Raw genomic sequence first — 16,972 nt, forward strand, 5'->3', positions numbered from 1 at the left:
TTAGTATCACTCAGAATATCCGCTTCTGATCCCGGTCATCAATTATAATCTGCACGGCTTCTTTAAACCGAATCGCATGGATAATCTCCCGCTCCCGCAGGAACTTGAGGCTATCCTGCAGATCCACATCATCTGTCATGTCAATCAGCCACTGATATGTAGCCCGGGCCTTTTCTTCCGCTGCAATGTCCTCATACAAATCTGCCAGTGGGTCACCCTTAGCTTGAATATAAGCCGTCGTAAACGGTACGCCTGAGGCATTATTATAGAACAGGGCATGATCATGCGCGGCAAAATGAGGACCTAATCCAGCCTCCTCTAATTCGCATACCGACGCGTCCTTTGTCAGCTTGTAGATCATGGTAGCAATCATTTCGAGGTGGGCGAATTCTTCTGTAGAAATATCGTTCAAAACGCCAATAACTTTATCCGGTATCGTGTATCTTTGATTCATATAGCGCAGGGCTGCGGCCAGCTCGCCGTCTGCTCCTCCGTATTGCTCACTTAAATAACGCGCCATCCGGATATCACATTTGCCGACCCGTACCGGATATTGCAGCTTCTTCTCATATATCCACATTCGGGAACTTCCCCTCCTCTAGAAACTTAGTTCTTTACAGTACACACTTCTTATACCTGCCAAGGCCAAGGCGTCTGATTCCATTCCCACGGACATTTCGAATAAGCGCGGCCAAAATTCTGCAGCGGACCATATAATTCCTGAAATTGATTCGCTAGCTTGGTACGTTCCTGAGTCAGCTGATTAAATTGTTCAATACTTCTCAAATCATCAGGATGAGTATTTAGATATAAGTTCAACTCCACTAAGGCAAAGTCAAGTGTCTGCAGCTGCTCAAGCAATTCGTAATAACGTTGGTCGCAAGGATTTGCCTCCATAGTCTATTTCCCTCCTCCTTTGCACTTGGACTCATACGGACTGTAAAATGCTGGCCATAACGTGCCATACCTTAGAGCCTCCTGCAAACTAAACTGAGGTAAATCTGGCGGCTGAAAATTAACGAATTGATTGGGTGGAACTACATAAGTCTTAAACGGCACCGGCGGGCAAGGATCAAATGGGCCCCTAAAGGGGGTGTACCTCCGTACCTGTGATTCCATCTTTTCGTACCTCCTTTGTTCCTGTTCCTTTTTTGAAGAATCTGAACATAGCTTCCTTAGCTAACTTATGACAGCAGAACACAATATAAAACGTTATTTACAAAAAAATCTCTCAGGCTTGTACTTTTCATGTAATTACACGACAAATAAGCTGCCTTCGGAAAAGTACCGAAAACAGCTTGTAACTTGGATCATATTGAGTATTAAGATCAAGACTTCACTTTTTCGGACGACTCTTCGTAGGTAATCTCAAGGATATCCAACATAAATACAAAGATGGGAATACCAAGAAGAAGTCCCCACACACCTATATAATGCTCAGAAAACAACAACACGATAAAGGTGTAGAACATCGGCAAATTCATTTTTGTAGACATCAACTTAGGATTCAAGAAATAGCCTTCGATAAAATGCAATACCGCAATAATCCCCAGCACATAAGTGACTGTTGTCAGACCACCGATGTTGTAGCCGATGATTAAGAGCGGAATGAGCGAAATCAAAAAACCAACCACCGGAATGAGACTGAGCAGAAAAATCAAGATCGAAAGGGCAAATAAATATGGGAAGTTAAGCAGCCACAAGCCAATTACAGTAAGACAGGTGTTGAACATGGCAATGAGAATTTGTGCTTCAATTACTTTCCCAAAGGAAACGATGAATTTTCGGCTGAAATACTCCAAATCTATATAAAACCAGGCAATCCGGCTCTCTCTCATCCTAGAAGTGAAACTGACGACCCGGTTCTTCTCCAGAATAAACACAAAACTTAGAATGGTCGATATAACAAATGTCGCACCCCAGTTGCTAACCTTCAGCACATAATCGATACCTCTTTTGATGTAGGACTGATAGTTAAGGTCCCTGAACATATCATACAAATACAATGTAATCTTGTTCTGCGGAAGATCTTCTGATTTGAGATTGGTAAGGAAGATGGTTAATTGCTTAATCTGTTCCAATACTTTAGGGAGATATTTAGCAAGGGCCAGTACAATCACTGCGATTAAAGCGAGGTATAAAATGACAATAATCACCTTACTGTTGACCTTCATAAATTTACCGATTTGTTTACTAAGCAATGTCTGAAAGCTGTTCATGACAAAAGCAATCAAAAACGTCAGCAACACCAGATTAAGCATCCCTCGAATACTGAACAGCAGCAACCCGATAAGTGCGAGAATAAAAAAACGCCTGGTGGTTATATTCGCGTAGAATCGCTTCAATACATTCATAGATCTTGCTCCATTCAATTGCGATTAATATTGCTGATCATCCATTGGCTATAAAAAGGAAAACCTTGCCCCCACAAAAAAGCCGATGGAAACAAAAAGGAGTGACCAGGTTAGGGCTCCTGCAGTCGTTATGAGTATATATTTTTTGAAAGACATCGCACTGATTCCTGAGATATAGCTTGATACATGCCTCAGACCGGGAATGAAATAGGCAATGAAAATCGCCCAGTTGCCGAACCGCAAAAACCATCTTTTCATACTGGCAAAACGCTTGGGTGTAAGTCCAACCCACTTGCCGAATTTTTCTACCACAGGTTGCCCTAGTCTTAAACCAATGGTATAGCTGATAAGCATTCCTGTGATAGATCCCATGAAACAAACCAATACAGAAAGTGAAAAGTCCAAAACCATAACGGAGGATAAATAGCCTACAAACAGCATTAACACCTCATCCGGTACAGGAAGTCCGATAATCCCAAGTGCCATAAGGGCAAATATGGCTAAATATCCGTACTGCGAAATGATCTCAATAATCCAAGGCATGGGTGTATCACTTCCTGTTGAAGGATTTTTTAAGTGACGGAAATGGGATACGACTGACCATCATTACGGACAGTATTGCCATTAATACGATGACTAGTCCTGGTTTCATGCGTTCATCTAGTAAAGAAATCATCGACAGAATGACTCCAGCAGCAGTAATGGGCATCCCCACGAACCCTTTGGAAGGCGCCGACAGATTAAATCTGGCCAAACGAAGTGCACCACAGATCAAAAAGAAAACTGAAGCTGCAGGTCCAATCCAGTGAGCATCTTCTAACCTATACAATAAGATAAGGAAGGTTGGCGCTAAACCAAATGATATAATATCCGCCAATGAGTCCAATTGTTTACCGAATTCACTGGTACATTGCAGTATTCTTGCCAGCAACCCATCGAGTACATCGCATATTGCCGCAAACAATATCATTAATAAAGCCAGGCTGTATCGTTCTTGAACCGTGAAATACAAAGATAGTGATCCAAGCCCCAAGTTTCCAAGTGTGCACATTGAAGGCAACCAATTCAATTTCATACGGTTTCACCCCTTTCATTGTAGTATTTTTTGTAGATCCGTTTAACCTTCAAAGGTCACAGTAAAGCTGACGCCGTTCTCCGTATTTTTCACTGTATAAAGACAAGCGTGCATATCTAGTATTCGCTTCGCAATGGAAAGCCCCAGACCTGTACCACCCGTCATTCGACTGCGAGACGGCTCAGACCGATAGAACCGTTCCCAAATTTGCTCCAGCTGATCTTCGGGGATGGATTCTCCTATATTTTGAACTGTGAATACAATAGTCTGGGCATGACTCTCAATATTGACAGTGATAGAACTTCTTTCTTCCGCATGTCTGATAGCATTGGTCATAAAATTCAGCACAACTTGTTCGATCCAGTTCATATCAGCATATATTGGTAATTCGTTCGCAGGAATAATGATGACCTCCAAATGTTTTTCACTCAGCAAGTGAACCAGCTTGTCCGTCACCTTTTCCGTCAGTTCACTTAACATGAAGGAAGTTTTCCGAAGTTTAATCGTGCCCGACTCCAACCGAGCTAAATCTAGCATGTTTTTAACAAGAAACTCCATTTTATCTGCTTCCTCAATAATCACCTTAATGTAGTGATCCTGCTTTCCGGCGCTAACACCGTCTTCTAATCCCTCCGCAAAACCTTTGATAATACTGAGCGGTGTCTTCAATTCATGGGAGGCATTAGCAAAAAAGTCCTGCTGCATGATCTCCATTCTTTGTTTCTGCTCCATATCCTCAACCAGCTGCTGGTTGGCCTCTCTTAACTCTCGTAAAGCAGAATCCAGACTTAGTGATAAGGTAAACATGCTATTAGAAAGACTGCCTAGCTCATCCTTCTGCCGAATCGATGTATCCCCTGTAAAGTCCAGAGAAACCATCCGTTTGGCTATGTTGTTTAACTTAATTAGCGGACGCGTGACCATTTTCGAAAAAAAGAGAGAAAGAACCAAAATCAGAACAATACCGCCTATTCCCAGATATAAAAAGAACCAACGCAACGCCTCGTTCGAATCCTTGACTTCCTGTAATGAGGTAACTGTGAATAGTAGTTCAATTTCTCCGTTACTTTGCTTAAGGGGCATGATAATCACAGAATTACGACTCCCACTCCAGGGAGCAATCCAGTCTTGCTTCTGCAATTTCAAATTTTTGAAGTCGTCTATCTGCGCCGGCGTCAAAGGAAACCATTCCTCTAGAGCCTCAAACAGTATGCCTTGGCGTGGATTCCATATTTTCATATCAGGCAGTACAATTTCTGCAACTGTACCAGATGCATGAATCATCCCGGTTTCTTCCGTCTCCCCTATTGTCCCGCTCCCTTTTTTTGTAATACTTATAGGGTAGAGTATAACGGGTGAAGAACTGTCTTCATCCAGAAGTTCACCTTCAACGCTCAACTGATCATCTACTTTTATGTTTGCTGCTCTAAGCGCATCCCCGTACTGATTCATGAATAGGGATAAAGAAACAACCATACTCTTTCCATCATCATCAATTAACTTTATATGAAATGGATCTTCCGAATTCATTTTTCCATCCAGCTTCAAAATAACCATTTGTGTTTTATTCCGCAGCATAAACCGAACAAGCTCCTGGGAGGTTCGAGTGCTTCCCCACGGCTCGCTTATATATCTTGCAGCAAAGCTCTTAAGATGTTTCTCCACGCGGTTCTCTTTTTGTTTTTGGTAGAAATTATCAAACAATAGCGTTTGGCTTAGAATGACCATCCCATAAAAGCAGAGGAAAAAGATAACAGTCATCACAAACAGTTTAAAGGTAATTCCGCGTCTTCTCATGCCTCTTCCTCAAACATGTACCCTGTACCAATCACCGTACGAATAAACCGAGATTCATACCCCAATTTACTTCTAAGCTTTTTAATATGACTGTCCACAACTCTGGAGTCTCCTTCAAATTCAATTCCCCAAATCCGACTAAGGATCGTATCCCTTGAAATGACAATCCCTTTATTTCGTATTAAAAGCCATAAAAGATCGTATTCCTTAGGGCTAAGCTCCACTTCCGCATCTTCTACCTCTAACCGATGAGCTAAGGTGTTAAACATCGCAGAACCAAATTTTATTATACTGGATTCAGGCTGATGGGTGCCTTCAACACGCTTCATAAGTGCATTTGCCCGGGCTACCAACACCTTTGGACTAAATGGCTTTGTAACATAATCATCCGCACCTAATTCAAATCCATAGATCTTGTCTTCATCTGTGGACTTGGCAGTTAACAATATGATTGGTATCGCTGATTTCTCACGAACTTCTCGGCACACTTCAAAGCCATTCATGGCAGGCATCATGATATCCAAAATCAGCAGATCCGGCAGCAGTGAGTCAAACCAAATCAATGCATCTTTTCCATTATCCGCTTCGAGCACTTCCCAATCATTCTGTATGAAATAATCAGACACCAGTTCACGAATACGAATTTCATCCTCAACGAGAAGAAGCTTCTTTTTCAATCTAGACCCCGCTTTCAAATCATTTATAAATATTAGCATAGTCGAACGCTATGTCCTTTATGTGTCCACAAAAAACTCCCCCTGTCATGAGCCATGCAGCTCTAGCAGGAGGAGTTCATTTCATCCCTGATCACCCGGAACAATACGTACTATTTTCAATAGGTTAATCTTTATCCTCGTCTTGTTCTGAAGAGGTTTCTTCATCCTCCACACGCGGTTCGTGATGAATATTAATTCTAGTAATCCGTAGTCTTGTCGATTCCTCTACTTCAAAAACAACATCTTCAACTTTAACTCGTTTACCCTTACTTGGATTACCTTCCAGCTCCTTAAACAACCAGCCACCTATGGAATCCACTTCATCATCTTCGATCACTACACCTGTAAGATCGTTGACATCTTCAATCAACATCCGGCCCTCAACGGAAATATACTCTCCATTACGTTCCACACTTGGACGCTCATCTTCGAACTCGTCATGAAGATCGCCTACGATTTCTTCCAGAATTTCTTCTGCTGTCAGTAGTCCGGCTGTACCGCCGTATTCATCAACAACTAGCGTTAGCTGAGCTTTATTCTTCTGCATAAATCGCAGTGTGTGGCTAATCTCCATCGATTCCGGTACGTTAAGGATCGGTCGAACCAAAGTCGTAAGATCATTCTGCTGCTCAGGTGGAGCAAACAACAGGTCGGTAATATGAATAAAACCGATAATACGGTCCTTATCTTCAAAGGCAACCGGATAACGTGAATGTCTCGTTTCGGTAATGATCTTCATGTTTTCTTCGAGCGAAAGATTACTGTACAGCACATCCATGTCCGTACGCGGCATCATAACTTCACGTGCGAGCAGATCAGAGAATTCAAAGATATTATCCATCAGCTTCATCTCATCTTTATCAATGACACCACTCTTAGCACTCTGATTCATCAGGATACGAATTTCCTCTTCTGAGTGGGCGGCTTCTCCCTCATTCGCAGGCTCAACACCCACTAAGCGAAGCAATGCGTTCGCCGATGCATTTAGTACCCAGATAAAAGGCATGAACAGATTATAGAAGAACATCAGAGGTGCCGAGAGCAATAGCGCAGACCCTTCTGTTCTTTGAATTGCAAGGGATTTCGGTGCAAGCTCCCCAAGTACAATATGTAAAAATGTAATAATTGAAAATCCAATAACAACAGAAACGGTAGAAATCAGAGTACCATCGGTAATTCCCATCTTATACATTAACGGTTCGACGAGCAGCTCAGAAATGGCCGGCTCACCGACCCAACCTAACCCCAGTGAGGCAAGTGTTATCCCGAATTGGGTGGCAGATAAGTACGAATCCAGTTTCTTATTGACCTTGAGTGCATATCCAGCCATTTTATTACCTTCACTGACAAGTTGGGTCAGACGAGACTGTCTGACCTTAACTAATGAGAACTCCGCTGCTACAAAAATACCGTTCAATAATACGAGCACCAGAACAAGCAAAAGATTAAGCATTAATCTCCCAACTTCAAATTCCGTATGCACCACGTTAACAACGCCTCATTTCTACAGATTGATCGCTTTTCTAGTTTTGAAGTCCACTTCCGGATAATACATATCCGCTACTAACAGGTTAGGTCCGCAACAACCAGCTGCATCACAGTAACAGTTTACCTTCTGGTTCAGCGGATGCTTCGTCTGCCAATCGATAAATATATCATCCAATTTTTGGTTATCTATGTTGCCAAAGGCTGCGATATCCGCGAAATCTGTAACAAAAACATCTCCAGTAAACATATTTACGTTCACACGATTCCGACCATCCGGATCATTACGAAGCGTAACATTCTTCTCTGCACGCATTCTACTTAGCAACTTCTGATCTTCTTCCAGGAAGCTACATGCAAAAAACGGAAGCGTGCCGAACAGCATCCATACCTCTGGATCACGCTGGTCCAGTAACGAATGGATCGCAGTCCGCATTTCATTTAAGGACAACACTGGCAGTGCGGAAGCAAAGCTTGAATTGTACATCGGATGAACCTCATGTCGTTTTGCTCCCATGTCAAGAATCAGCTTATGAATTTCAGGCAGCTTAGTGTGGGTACGGTAATTAATCATAGTTTCCGCAGAAATTAACATACCATCCTCACTTAACTGACGAGAGTTCTCAATCATTGTATTATATAACCGGTAAGCGGCTTCCTTGGCAACCGCATGACCACTGTTCGCAAAACCGACTTCATGAAAATCATCACCGTTCACATAATTAAATGAAATATGCATAACGTCCAGATAAGGAAGCAGCTTCTCATATCGGGAATATGGCATTGTCAGATTAGAATTAATTTGTGATCTGATTCCCCGCTCCTTGGCGTACTTCAACAATGGCACAATGATATTATCTACTGTTCCGGCGCGGAACATAGGCTCTCCGCCTGTAATACTAATGGTCTCCAGATGTTCAACTTCCTCTAAACGGTCTAGCATATTCTTAAGGGGTAGCATATCCCCTTCTCTAGAGGTTAGACTATCACCTACAGCACAGTGCTCGCATCGCATATTGCATAAATTGGTTACAGTGAATTCCACACTCGTTAGCACATGGCGGCCATGCTTACGTAGAGAAGTGATTGGATCCCATGGATCGTAACTTGGCGACAGCTCCCTCGGTGAAGATATTAATGGTCTTAAAACATTCATTTGTACTAGCTCCTTTAAATCTTATTCCTATTATTAACCCAAAATCATGAAGAAAGAACGATGACTTACCCTATATCATACCACGTTAGTCAAAAAAACTGCACTTTGGATGTCTTTCTGGCCGTCTTTACTTACCTTACATTTCAAAAAAATAAAAGCAGCGAGACGAAAAATAGGCTTCCGACATCTCTTCGGACAAGCCTAATCTTCTCTCCACGCTGCTATAAATAATCAATTTTGCGTTTCCAAAGAACCGCCTTGTTCTGCGACGTCAATAATAACAACGGAGAGGGCTTTACTAAGATCTCGTTCAAATGGTACGACTTTCTCTCCTTCAGCACCCGTAAGCACACGTATGGTGGGCCTGTGAGGCGTACTTGGATCTATTTTGACCACAACCCCGCTCTCACCCGTACTAAGCTTCACCGTAAGTCCCAGCGGATAGATAGCTACACGATCTCTAAACAACTCTAAATGCTTCTGCTCATACAAAGTACCGGAACCAACATAGAGGGCCTCAACGGCTTGATGTGGCAGCATAGCCTTTTTGTAGACTCTATTGGAGGTCATGGCATCGTAGGAGTCCGCTATACCCAGCCACTTGGCATATTCATGGATTTGGGGTCCTGTTAATCCCCGAGGATATCCGGAACCGTCGATGCGTTCATGATGCTGCAAGGCACAATGTGCTGCGAGCAGTGGGATATTCGGTTCCTCCTTTAGAATCTGAAACCCGATTTCGGTATGAGCCTGCATGTGGCGGAATTCTTCATCACTGAGCCTGCCGGGTTTCTGTACGATTTTTATCGGAATTTGTGTCTTCCCAATATCATGCAGCAGCGCGCCAAGCCCAATCACTCGAAGTTCCTCTTTGCTATACCCGTGAGCTATACCAAGCACTAAAGTGTACAAGCAGACATTCAGGGAATGGACATATAAATAGTTATCAGCAGTGTGCATATCCATCAGCATGATCATCGGATCTTCTTGCAAAGACATATCATCTAAAATATTATCCATGATCTTAGAAAATTTTTTGTCCAGATGATACAGACCCTTGGTAATTCCTGAAGCCCCAGACATATGCTGAAATTGATTACGAATCACCTTTAGGGCCTGATTGCGCGTCTCATCCTGTAGAATACTAGTAATCACAATATCGTCTGTGACAGAATCCTCTATGTAGATATAGCCGATGTCAATCCTTGCAAGACGCTTGATCAATGCATCCGTAAGCTCCACCCCATCCGCGAGTAGAGTTAGACCTTCATCATTATATATTTTTTTACCTAATTTCATGCCTGCTTGAAGCTGATTCACGGATACTAAACGCACTAAACTCACTCCTGCCTTTAACGGTAAAATACTATTCTGTATTGAAATCCTTGGGCAACACGCTTTGTCTATACCGTTTTGATGGACATTCAGACAGGTGTACCTTTAAGAAAATCAGATGTGTCTAGGTATATGCCAATGGACATTAACGCATAATAAACAACCAGAATACAGCAGCAAGTATGAATCGATAGATCGCAAAATGCGTTAATCTAATTTTCTGAATCAATTTCATAAACAAAATGACTACTATATACGCCACTACAAAAGAAATCAAAAATCCAATTACAAAATAACCAATCGACTCACTTGTGAAATCTTTATACGAATCCAGCAGTTCATATCCGGAAGCCGCACACATGATAGGAATCGCTATGAGGAAGGAAAAATCCGCAGAGGCCTTATAGCTGACCCCGCTTAACATCCCTCCAGAAATCGTAGACCCGGAGCGGGAGAATCCAGGCCAGAGGACCGAAATAATCTGATACAATCCAATCGCCAGCGCCTGTCCGTAAGACAAATCATCCAGTTCGTGAGCAGTAATCCGTATTTTGCGTCTGTTCACCCATTCTGCTACAATCATTAGAATCCCTCCGGCCACAAGCGCCCAGAGCACAGTGGAAGCACCAAAGAGACTTTTGATAAAATCACGGGCAAAAAATGCCACAGCAAGCGCTGGGGCAATCCCAAGAATCACATGAATTAAATTCAGACGGGATGCCGGCATAACGCCTCCACTGCCCGAACTACTACGTCCTATCCCTAGCAAATTAAGCACACGCTTGCGGTAAACAAGTGCAATCGCCAAAATCGCCCCTAGTTGAATTACAATTTCATAAGTCTTCATAATCGAATCTTGCTCAGCGAAACCCAATAGCTTCGTAGTCAAGATCATGTGCCCGGTCGAAGATACAGGAATAAATTCAGTGATCCCTTCGACAATTGCTAGAATAATAGCGGTAATCGTGTCCATAACTGTCCTCCTATTTTTGGAAATCTAGCACTGTTAAATCGAGCCTATAAGTGTAGATTATGAGCTGTTGGCCTTATTCAGACTTAGCCTCCCAGCGAGTAAGCAAGCATTCATCGAGGCTGTTTGGACGCTGTAACTCCATCCGCAAGAGATCGCGCAAAAAATGTGGTAATAGAAACAAAGCATCCTTCCCATTCGCGATCGTCTCATAGCCAGCCCTGAAAGTAAACATGTCCAGCGTACCAACATTATACTCTCTTTCATCCTCCAGTGGGTTTCCTTCGACAAAAACTGCAACACTCTTATCATACGGTATCTTTAGTGGGTCGTACAAGATTTTTAATCCATCTACTGCCAAACTGCCCAGATGAATCCCGCGGAAACCGTACCCGTAGATGACCTTATTATAAAATTCCTCTGTAAGGCTCTGTTCCAAAGCTGTGCGAATATCTTTACCCTTTAGCTTAATTATGCAAGTATTGATGGGAGAAGGACAAAGTGCGTGTAGCATCCCTGTCGTAACCTCGCCTTCCGGCAATGGTCCTAGCAGTTGACCCGTGTTAACTAATGACAAACTAGTTCCTGTAAATCTACGTACTGCTTGTGCCAGAAGATTGCCAAAAGGAGACTCTCCCTGCAAATCCAAAGGAAGCTCACGATCTGTAATCGCTACTACTGTCTGAAGAGATTCACGACCATGCTCCAAATGAATTGCGACGGCAGGACCTACAATCCCTTCCTTAAGTAAGGGGTCAATTGAAATACAACCACCTGTAACCAGGTAGAATTCAGCTTGTTCATCTCTCCGCTCAAATTGCAACTTCCCAAGATATCGCCCGAATTTCCCCGCTCCGCATACCGCTGTTCCGTTAATCATGAGCGGCTCTTCCAGCAAATGATGCGTATGTCCACCAAGAATGGCATGTACGCCCTCTAACCGTTCTGCCAGAATTTTATCCGTAGGAAGTCCGAGATGAGATAGAACGATTAAAATATCCACCTGTGGCGCTAAAAGTTGGCATTGTTCCCGGAGCGCAGTCTCAGGATCTAAAGCATCCCAGCCCAAAAGGGAATAGAACGAAGTAAATGCCGCTGTTGCTCCGGTCACTCCAATTCTAATTCCATCCTTCTCCAAGATCGCATGACACTTCATCCAGCTTGGTGGCTTTCCTGTCGAAGACTCTACAAAATTACAACAAACTACCGGACACTGTAACCCAGCAAAAATAGATGACAACATTTCCTGTGAGAACGTAAGTCCCTCATTATTGCCAATGGTTACAGCATCATATCCTGTTAAGTTTAATACGTCGATGTTAGCCTGACCCATAGTGCCTTCTGTTTCAACAGCTGCACGATCCATATGATCACCAATATCCAGCAGCAGTACAGGCTCTTCTCCCGCTGCAGCCCTTTGTGCGAATATTTCCGCTGCCATCGGACTTACCATTTCAAAATGGCTATGTATATCATTGGTATGAAGTATGGTCAGTCTTTGCGGCACATGCCCCATAAGCAACATTCCTCCTACCCTTGAGCTGCTCTTTAATGAAGCAGTCGGTGCGTGATCTTATAGAGCCTAGCATAACATTTTCAGACACATTATGGTATATTGAAGACATCAGATCATACATCAGAGGAGAATAAAAATGCATATTACTATCCGACTATTCGCGGGTCTGGCTGAGACAATCGGCTCTTCTTCTCTGTCCTTCCAAGCGACTGAGATTCCCTTAACAGCTAGCAAGCTGAAGGAGCTTCTATCTGCCTCTTATCCGAACGCAGCATCCCAAATTGGGGCTTCTTTAATTGCCATTGACCAAGAATATGCTCCTGATGATTCTATCATCACAGCGTCTTCCGAAGTCGCACTTATTCCTCCAGTTTCCGGGGGGGAGAATGGCACTATATATGAAACTTCTACTAATGGTCTCTACAGTATATCGGACCAGCCTTTAAATGCAGAGAAGCTTCTAAATGCTGTTCTTGACGTCGATCACGGAGCATCCTTAGTATTTATCGGCACTACACGTGAAATGACCGGTGAACAACGTACAACCGCACTTCATTATGAAGCCTATATTCCTATGGCCTTAAGTAAACTAGAGGAGATTGGTAAAGAGGTCAAGAACCGCTGGAGCGCAAACTGCGCCATATCTCACCGCATTGGGCATGTAGGTTTAAAGGAAGCAAGTGTTATCATTGCCATCTCCACACCCCATCGCGATACCTGTTACGAAGCCAGCCGCTTTGCCATTGAACGATTGAAACAGACGGTTCCCGTTTGGAAAAAAGACATTAATGAATCGGGCCAACATTGGGTGAACGCTGATCAAAAAGCTATCGATATAACCTCCAAATAATCTTTTCTCCTTTTTGATTGAAAAATCTGAACTTTGTTGATATTCTGGATAAAATCGGATAAAAGGTGGCATAGGCATTGAGAGTACACGTCTCGGATCTAAAACCTGGTAATCACCTTAACGCGGACGCGTATAGTTCTAGGGGTTTACATGTATTACCAAAAGGATCGCTGCTCCAAATAAATGATATTGCCAAGCTGATGCAGCTCGGAGTTGATTATGTTGATATCGAGACGTTAGAGGAAGAGGTATCACCCCTCAGCAGACCTTCAATTATTCAAACGGTGACCACTAGTTTTGATACCATGATTGACGGCTTCGAGTCTCTTTATATGGAAGCGTTATTAAAAGGAAGCTTCAACCAATCCGTGGTAAACGACATTCTTCAGCCTTCGCTTCAAACTTTGGACAAGCATAAAGATGTAGTGTCCCTCCTGCTTTTGCTAGATCGGGAAGATAACTATACCTACAATCACTCCCTTCAGGTAGGCATGCTCTCTTATTATATTGCGATATGGCTTGGTTATTCCAAACAAGAATGCTATGAAATTGGTCGTGCAGGATATTTGATTGATATTGGAAAATGTCGGATTTCACCCTCTCTCTTGAATAAACCAGGCAAGCTAACGCCAGATGAGTTCGAGGAAATCAAACTACATACAAAGTACGGCTACGAAATTATACGGAATTCCATGGACGATTCTTACACAGCTTTGGCTGCTCTCCAACATCATGAACGTGAGGACGGCTCTGGCTATCCGAGCGGTCTAACCAAAGCCGATATTCATCCTTATGCACAAATCGCAGCTGTAGCTGACATCTATAGTGCGATGACTTCTAAACGAGTCTATCAGTCGAAGCAAGAGCTTATTTCCGTCCTGCGTGAAATAAACAATCTAAGCTTCGGTAAACTGAATGCTAGAACGGTTCAAGCGTTTATCCAGCATTTAATGCCCAATTTCATCGGCAAGCGTGTGTTGCTGGACACAGGTGATATTGGCGTGATTATTATGAACAATATGGTCGATATTTTCCGTCCACTGGTAAAGATTGACGGAATGTTCGTGGATCTTTCCCGCGAACGGAACGTTGCCATTGTAGAAATTTATATGGACTAGGGCGCTTTGATCCCCCGTTTTCTTTAGGGGGGATCTTTTCTGTTGCATTTTGTGCAACAGAATTTATGTATATTGAGCTGGAATGTAGTTCTGTTGTATTTTGTGCAATCAATAATAGTAAAATGCCCTTTAATAGCACATTTTTTGAATAACAGTTGCACAGAGTGCAATAGATGTTATTTGGTGAGCGGTAAAGGAGCTTTCTATTGTAGATTACTGCAATAGAAAGCTCCGAATCCAGAATGCTAATTCCGTACCTTCCTTTATCAAACCTTCCTTTAAATATCCCACAGGTTCTCCCATTGCTCGAAATCCTTGATCATGATAGGAAGGTTACAAATGTATTCTCATGATGATTGAATTACAATTTTCTTGGCGAGACTAATATGTGGCTTAACTATTTCCAGGAGGTAAAATGTATGCTTCCAGTCCATGAACGTCTTGCCGAGCTATACACTCTAAGTCGTCTACGTCAGCTTACAGCCTCCGAAGAAACGGAACAACAGCAATGCCTTCAGGTGAATGCTACTTACTGCTTCGAGATGGCACGACTACAGAATGAAATACTGTTAGCGGAACAAACAACGGATACACAGTGGCATCAGGATATTTGTGCCCAAATGTTTGAGCTACGTATAACGGGTAGATTACCTAAACGCCCGAAATAATTGGATGTACGATATAAAACAGCCCACTCCTCATTTGCTTTCGCAAGGGGAATGGGCTGTTGTTCTTTGCTATAGAAAGCGGAACTGCGCTTCTATTAATCCGTTATACACACCATCACGTGATGTCAGTTCCCGGTGGGTTCCTTCTTCTTTAATCTCACCATGGTCCAGAACGACTATTTTATCCGCATGGCGAATGGTAGATAGTCTATGAGCGACGATAAAGGAGGTCCGGCCCTGAAGTAAGATTTTGAGTGCCTCTTGAATCTTCAGCTCCGTTTCTGTATCAATACTTGCCGTAGCTTCATCAAGGATCAGAATCCGTGGATTCGCCAATAATGCACGGGCAAAGGAGAGCAGCTGACGCTGTCCCATGGACAAGGCACTACCACGCTCTTCTACCTCTGTCTCATACCCGCCAGGAAGCTTCATAATAAAGTCATGGGCGTCTACTGCTTTCGCAGCATTTTCCACTTCTTCATCGGTAGCATCCAGTCGGCCAAATCGGATATTATCGCGAATCGTTCCTGAGAAGATGAAGGTGTCCTGCAGCACGATTCCGATCTGCCTTCTCAGACTATCTAGTGTAACTTCACGGATATCTTCACCGTCAATCGTAATTCTTCCGCTCTTAATATCATAGAACCGGCCAATCAGATTAATAATTGTACTTTTCCCTGAGCCAGTATGACCCACCAGCGCGATCGATTGCCCAGCTTTTACATCCAGATCGATGCCTTTTAAAGCCGCCCGACCTTTTTCATATTCAAAAACAACTTTATTAAAGGTAATATCTCCACGAATCATCCCTAGTGGTTTAGCCCCTGGATTATCTTGAACCGAAGGCTGCTCATCCAAATATTCAAAGATCCGTTCTGAGGAAGCCATCGCTACCAGGAGCTGGTTATACATCTGCCCCAGACGGTTGATCGGGTCCCAGAAGTTGCTGACATAAGAACTGAACGCTACCAGCAAACCGACAGTAAGCTCGCCAGATTGGATGAGATACGCTCCTAGCCAAAAGAGGATCATCGTTCCAAAACCACCAGTGATCTCGATCATCGGCCCGAAAGCTTGGTTCATCGCAGATGCTTTATTCCAGGACTTTTTGCTGTCTGTATTCATAAAATCGAAATAATTCATGTTTTCACGTTCTTGTGTATAGGCCTGTGTGACTCTGATCCCCTGAATCGATTCGTTTAAGTGAGAATTAATTCTAGAGTTCTTCATCCGCACATCCTGCCAAGCGATCCGAATCTTCTGACGCAGCTTAGTAGAAATAAAGAACATGATCGGAACCGTAACCATTACTGCAAGACCAAGTTTCCAGTTGATCAATAACAGAATAATGGTAATCCCCAAAAGCTGTACACAGTCAATCATCAGATTGACTACTCCGTTCGTGAACAAATCCTGCAGTGAGTTGATATCATTCGTTACACGTACTAATACCGAGCCTGCCGGGCGTTTATCGAAGAAGTTAAAAGAGAGCTTCTGAATATGCTTGAACAAGTCAGAACGCAAGTCATAAATGACTCTTTGTCCAATGATGTTCGTGTACTTAATCCGGTACACACCTGCAATCCATTGAATGAGATATAAGACAATGACACCTGCCGTAAGCGAATAAAGAAGTGTTAAGCTTGGATTCCCAACCTTAGGTGCTATAGCACGGTCGATAGCTAAACTTGTCAAGAAAGGAACGGTCAGCTTCGTAATGGTTCCCAGAATCATCATGATAGATACCAGTGGAAGCATCTGTTTGGCGTAAGGCTTCATATAGCTGAATAATCTGGTGAACTGCTTCCAGTCAAACGCTTTGTCGATAACATCATCGTCTTTGTACACGAAACGTTCATCAAGTGTCTTCTGCTCGGCTGCTTTACGCTTTGCTACCGTAGCGGTGTTCTGTTTGGCTTCAAGTTTCATATG

General features: G+C 43.0%; 17 protein-coding genes. 3 read left to right on the forward strand and 14 right to left on the reverse strand.

Annotated elements, in window-relative coordinates; all coding sequences use genetic code 11:
• Window positions 1-10 precede the first annotated feature (10 nt).
• The 13 genes from M2444_RS28050 to M2444_RS28110 form a co-directional block, all read right to left on the reverse strand.
• Complete coding sequence (locus M2444_RS28050) at window positions 11-580, reverse strand: manganese catalase family protein (protein ID WP_076284176.1); 570 nt, start codon at window positions 578-580, stop codon at window positions 11-13.
• Between the two features lie 50 nt (window positions 581-630).
• Window positions 631-897: a spore coat protein CotJB gene (locus M2444_RS28055; RefSeq protein ID WP_094870385.1), complete on the reverse strand. Its 267-nt coding sequence runs from the start codon at window positions 895-897 to the stop codon at window positions 631-633.
• A 3-nt stretch (window positions 898-900) separates the two neighbouring features.
• The gene (locus tag M2444_RS28060; RefSeq protein WP_094870384.1) at window positions 901-1,119 is read right to left on the reverse strand and encodes a spore coat associated protein CotJA; all 219 of its coding nucleotides are present in this window, start codon (window positions 1,117-1,119) and stop codon (window positions 901-903) included.
• Between the two features lie 209 nt (window positions 1,120-1,328).
• Entirely contained in the window at window positions 1,329-2,354 is a 1,026-nt protein-coding gene (locus M2444_RS28065) for an AI-2E family transporter (protein WP_280788643.1), read from the reverse strand.
• Window positions 2,355-2,402: 48 nt separating this feature from the next.
• The gene (locus M2444_RS28070; RefSeq protein WP_094870382.1) at window positions 2,403-2,897 is read right to left on the reverse strand and encodes a DedA family protein; all 495 of its coding nucleotides are present in this window, start codon (window positions 2,895-2,897) and stop codon (window positions 2,403-2,405) included.
• Between the two features lie 7 nt (window positions 2,898-2,904).
• Entirely contained in the window at window positions 2,905-3,429 is a 525-nt protein-coding gene (pssA, locus tag M2444_RS28075) for a CDP-diacylglycerol--serine O-phosphatidyltransferase (protein ID WP_094870381.1), read from the reverse strand.
• A gap of 42 nt (window positions 3,430-3,471) precedes the next feature.
• Complete coding sequence (locus M2444_RS28080; RefSeq protein ID WP_094876197.1) at window positions 3,472-5,226, reverse strand: sensor histidine kinase; 1,755 nt, start codon at window positions 5,224-5,226, stop codon at window positions 3,472-3,474.
• Complete coding sequence (locus tag M2444_RS28085; RefSeq protein ID WP_094870415.1) at window positions 5,223-5,903, reverse strand: response regulator transcription factor; 681 nt, start codon at window positions 5,901-5,903, stop codon at window positions 5,223-5,225. The genes M2444_RS28080 and M2444_RS28085 overlap by 4 nt, the downstream gene beginning before the upstream one ends.
• Before the next feature lie 163 nt (window positions 5,904-6,066).
• A complete protein-coding gene (locus M2444_RS28090; protein ID WP_094870414.1) occupies window positions 6,067-7,395 on the reverse strand; it encodes a hemolysin family protein in 1,329 nt (442 codons plus the stop codon).
• 51 nt (window positions 7,396-7,446) lie between these two features.
• Window positions 7,447-8,583 carry a radical SAM/CxCxxxxC motif protein YfkAB gene (yfkAB, locus tag M2444_RS28095; protein ID WP_094870379.1) on the reverse strand — a complete coding sequence of 379 codons (1,137 nt, stop codon included), beginning with the start codon at window positions 8,581-8,583 and terminating at the stop codon, window positions 7,447-7,449.
• Window positions 8,584-8,814: 231 nt separating this feature from the next.
• The gene (locus M2444_RS28100; RefSeq protein WP_094870378.1) at window positions 8,815-9,918 is read right to left on the reverse strand and encodes an HD-GYP domain-containing protein; all 1,104 of its coding nucleotides are present in this window, start codon (window positions 9,916-9,918) and stop codon (window positions 8,815-8,817) included.
• 145 nt (window positions 9,919-10,063) lie between these two features.
• A complete protein-coding gene (locus M2444_RS28105) occupies window positions 10,064-10,891 on the reverse strand; it encodes an undecaprenyl-diphosphate phosphatase (protein WP_280788644.1) in 828 nt (275 codons plus the stop codon).
• 73 nt (window positions 10,892-10,964) lie between these two features.
• Window positions 10,965-12,404: a bifunctional metallophosphatase/5'-nucleotidase gene (locus M2444_RS28110; RefSeq protein ID WP_256989819.1), complete on the reverse strand. Its 1,440-nt coding sequence runs from the start codon at window positions 12,402-12,404 to the stop codon at window positions 10,965-10,967.
• A 136-nt stretch (window positions 12,405-12,540) separates the two neighbouring features.
• Between M2444_RS28110 and M2444_RS28115 the strand changes: the two genes are divergently transcribed.
• From M2444_RS28115 to M2444_RS28125, 3 genes are all read left to right on the forward strand, one after another.
• A complete protein-coding gene (locus M2444_RS28115; RefSeq protein ID WP_280788645.1) occupies window positions 12,541-13,254 on the forward strand; it encodes a molybdenum cofactor biosynthesis protein in 714 nt (237 codons plus the stop codon).
• A gap of 77 nt (window positions 13,255-13,331) precedes the next feature.
• Window positions 13,332-14,372: an HD-GYP domain-containing protein gene (locus tag M2444_RS28120; RefSeq protein ID WP_094870374.1), complete on the forward strand. Its 1,041-nt coding sequence runs from the start codon at window positions 13,332-13,334 to the stop codon at window positions 14,370-14,372.
• Window positions 14,373-14,791: 419 nt separating this feature from the next.
• Entirely contained in the window at window positions 14,792-15,040 is a 249-nt protein-coding gene (locus M2444_RS28125; protein WP_094876191.1) for a DUF7667 family protein, read from the forward strand.
• A gap of 69 nt (window positions 15,041-15,109) precedes the next feature.
• On the opposite strand, the gene M2444_RS28130 is transcribed toward M2444_RS28125, so the two are convergent.
• Window positions 15,110-16,969 carry an ABC transporter ATP-binding protein gene (locus M2444_RS28130; RefSeq protein WP_094870372.1) on the reverse strand — a complete coding sequence of 620 codons (1,860 nt, stop codon included), beginning with the start codon at window positions 16,967-16,969 and terminating at the stop codon, window positions 15,110-15,112.
• Between the last annotated feature and the right edge of the window lie 3 nt (window positions 16,970-16,972).

It is taken from the genome of Paenibacillus sp. PastF-3 (assembly GCF_029893135.1).
In the GTDB taxonomy this organism is placed as follows: domain Bacteria; phylum Bacillota; class Bacilli; order Paenibacillales; family Paenibacillaceae; genus Paenibacillus_AQ; species Paenibacillus_AQ nitricinens.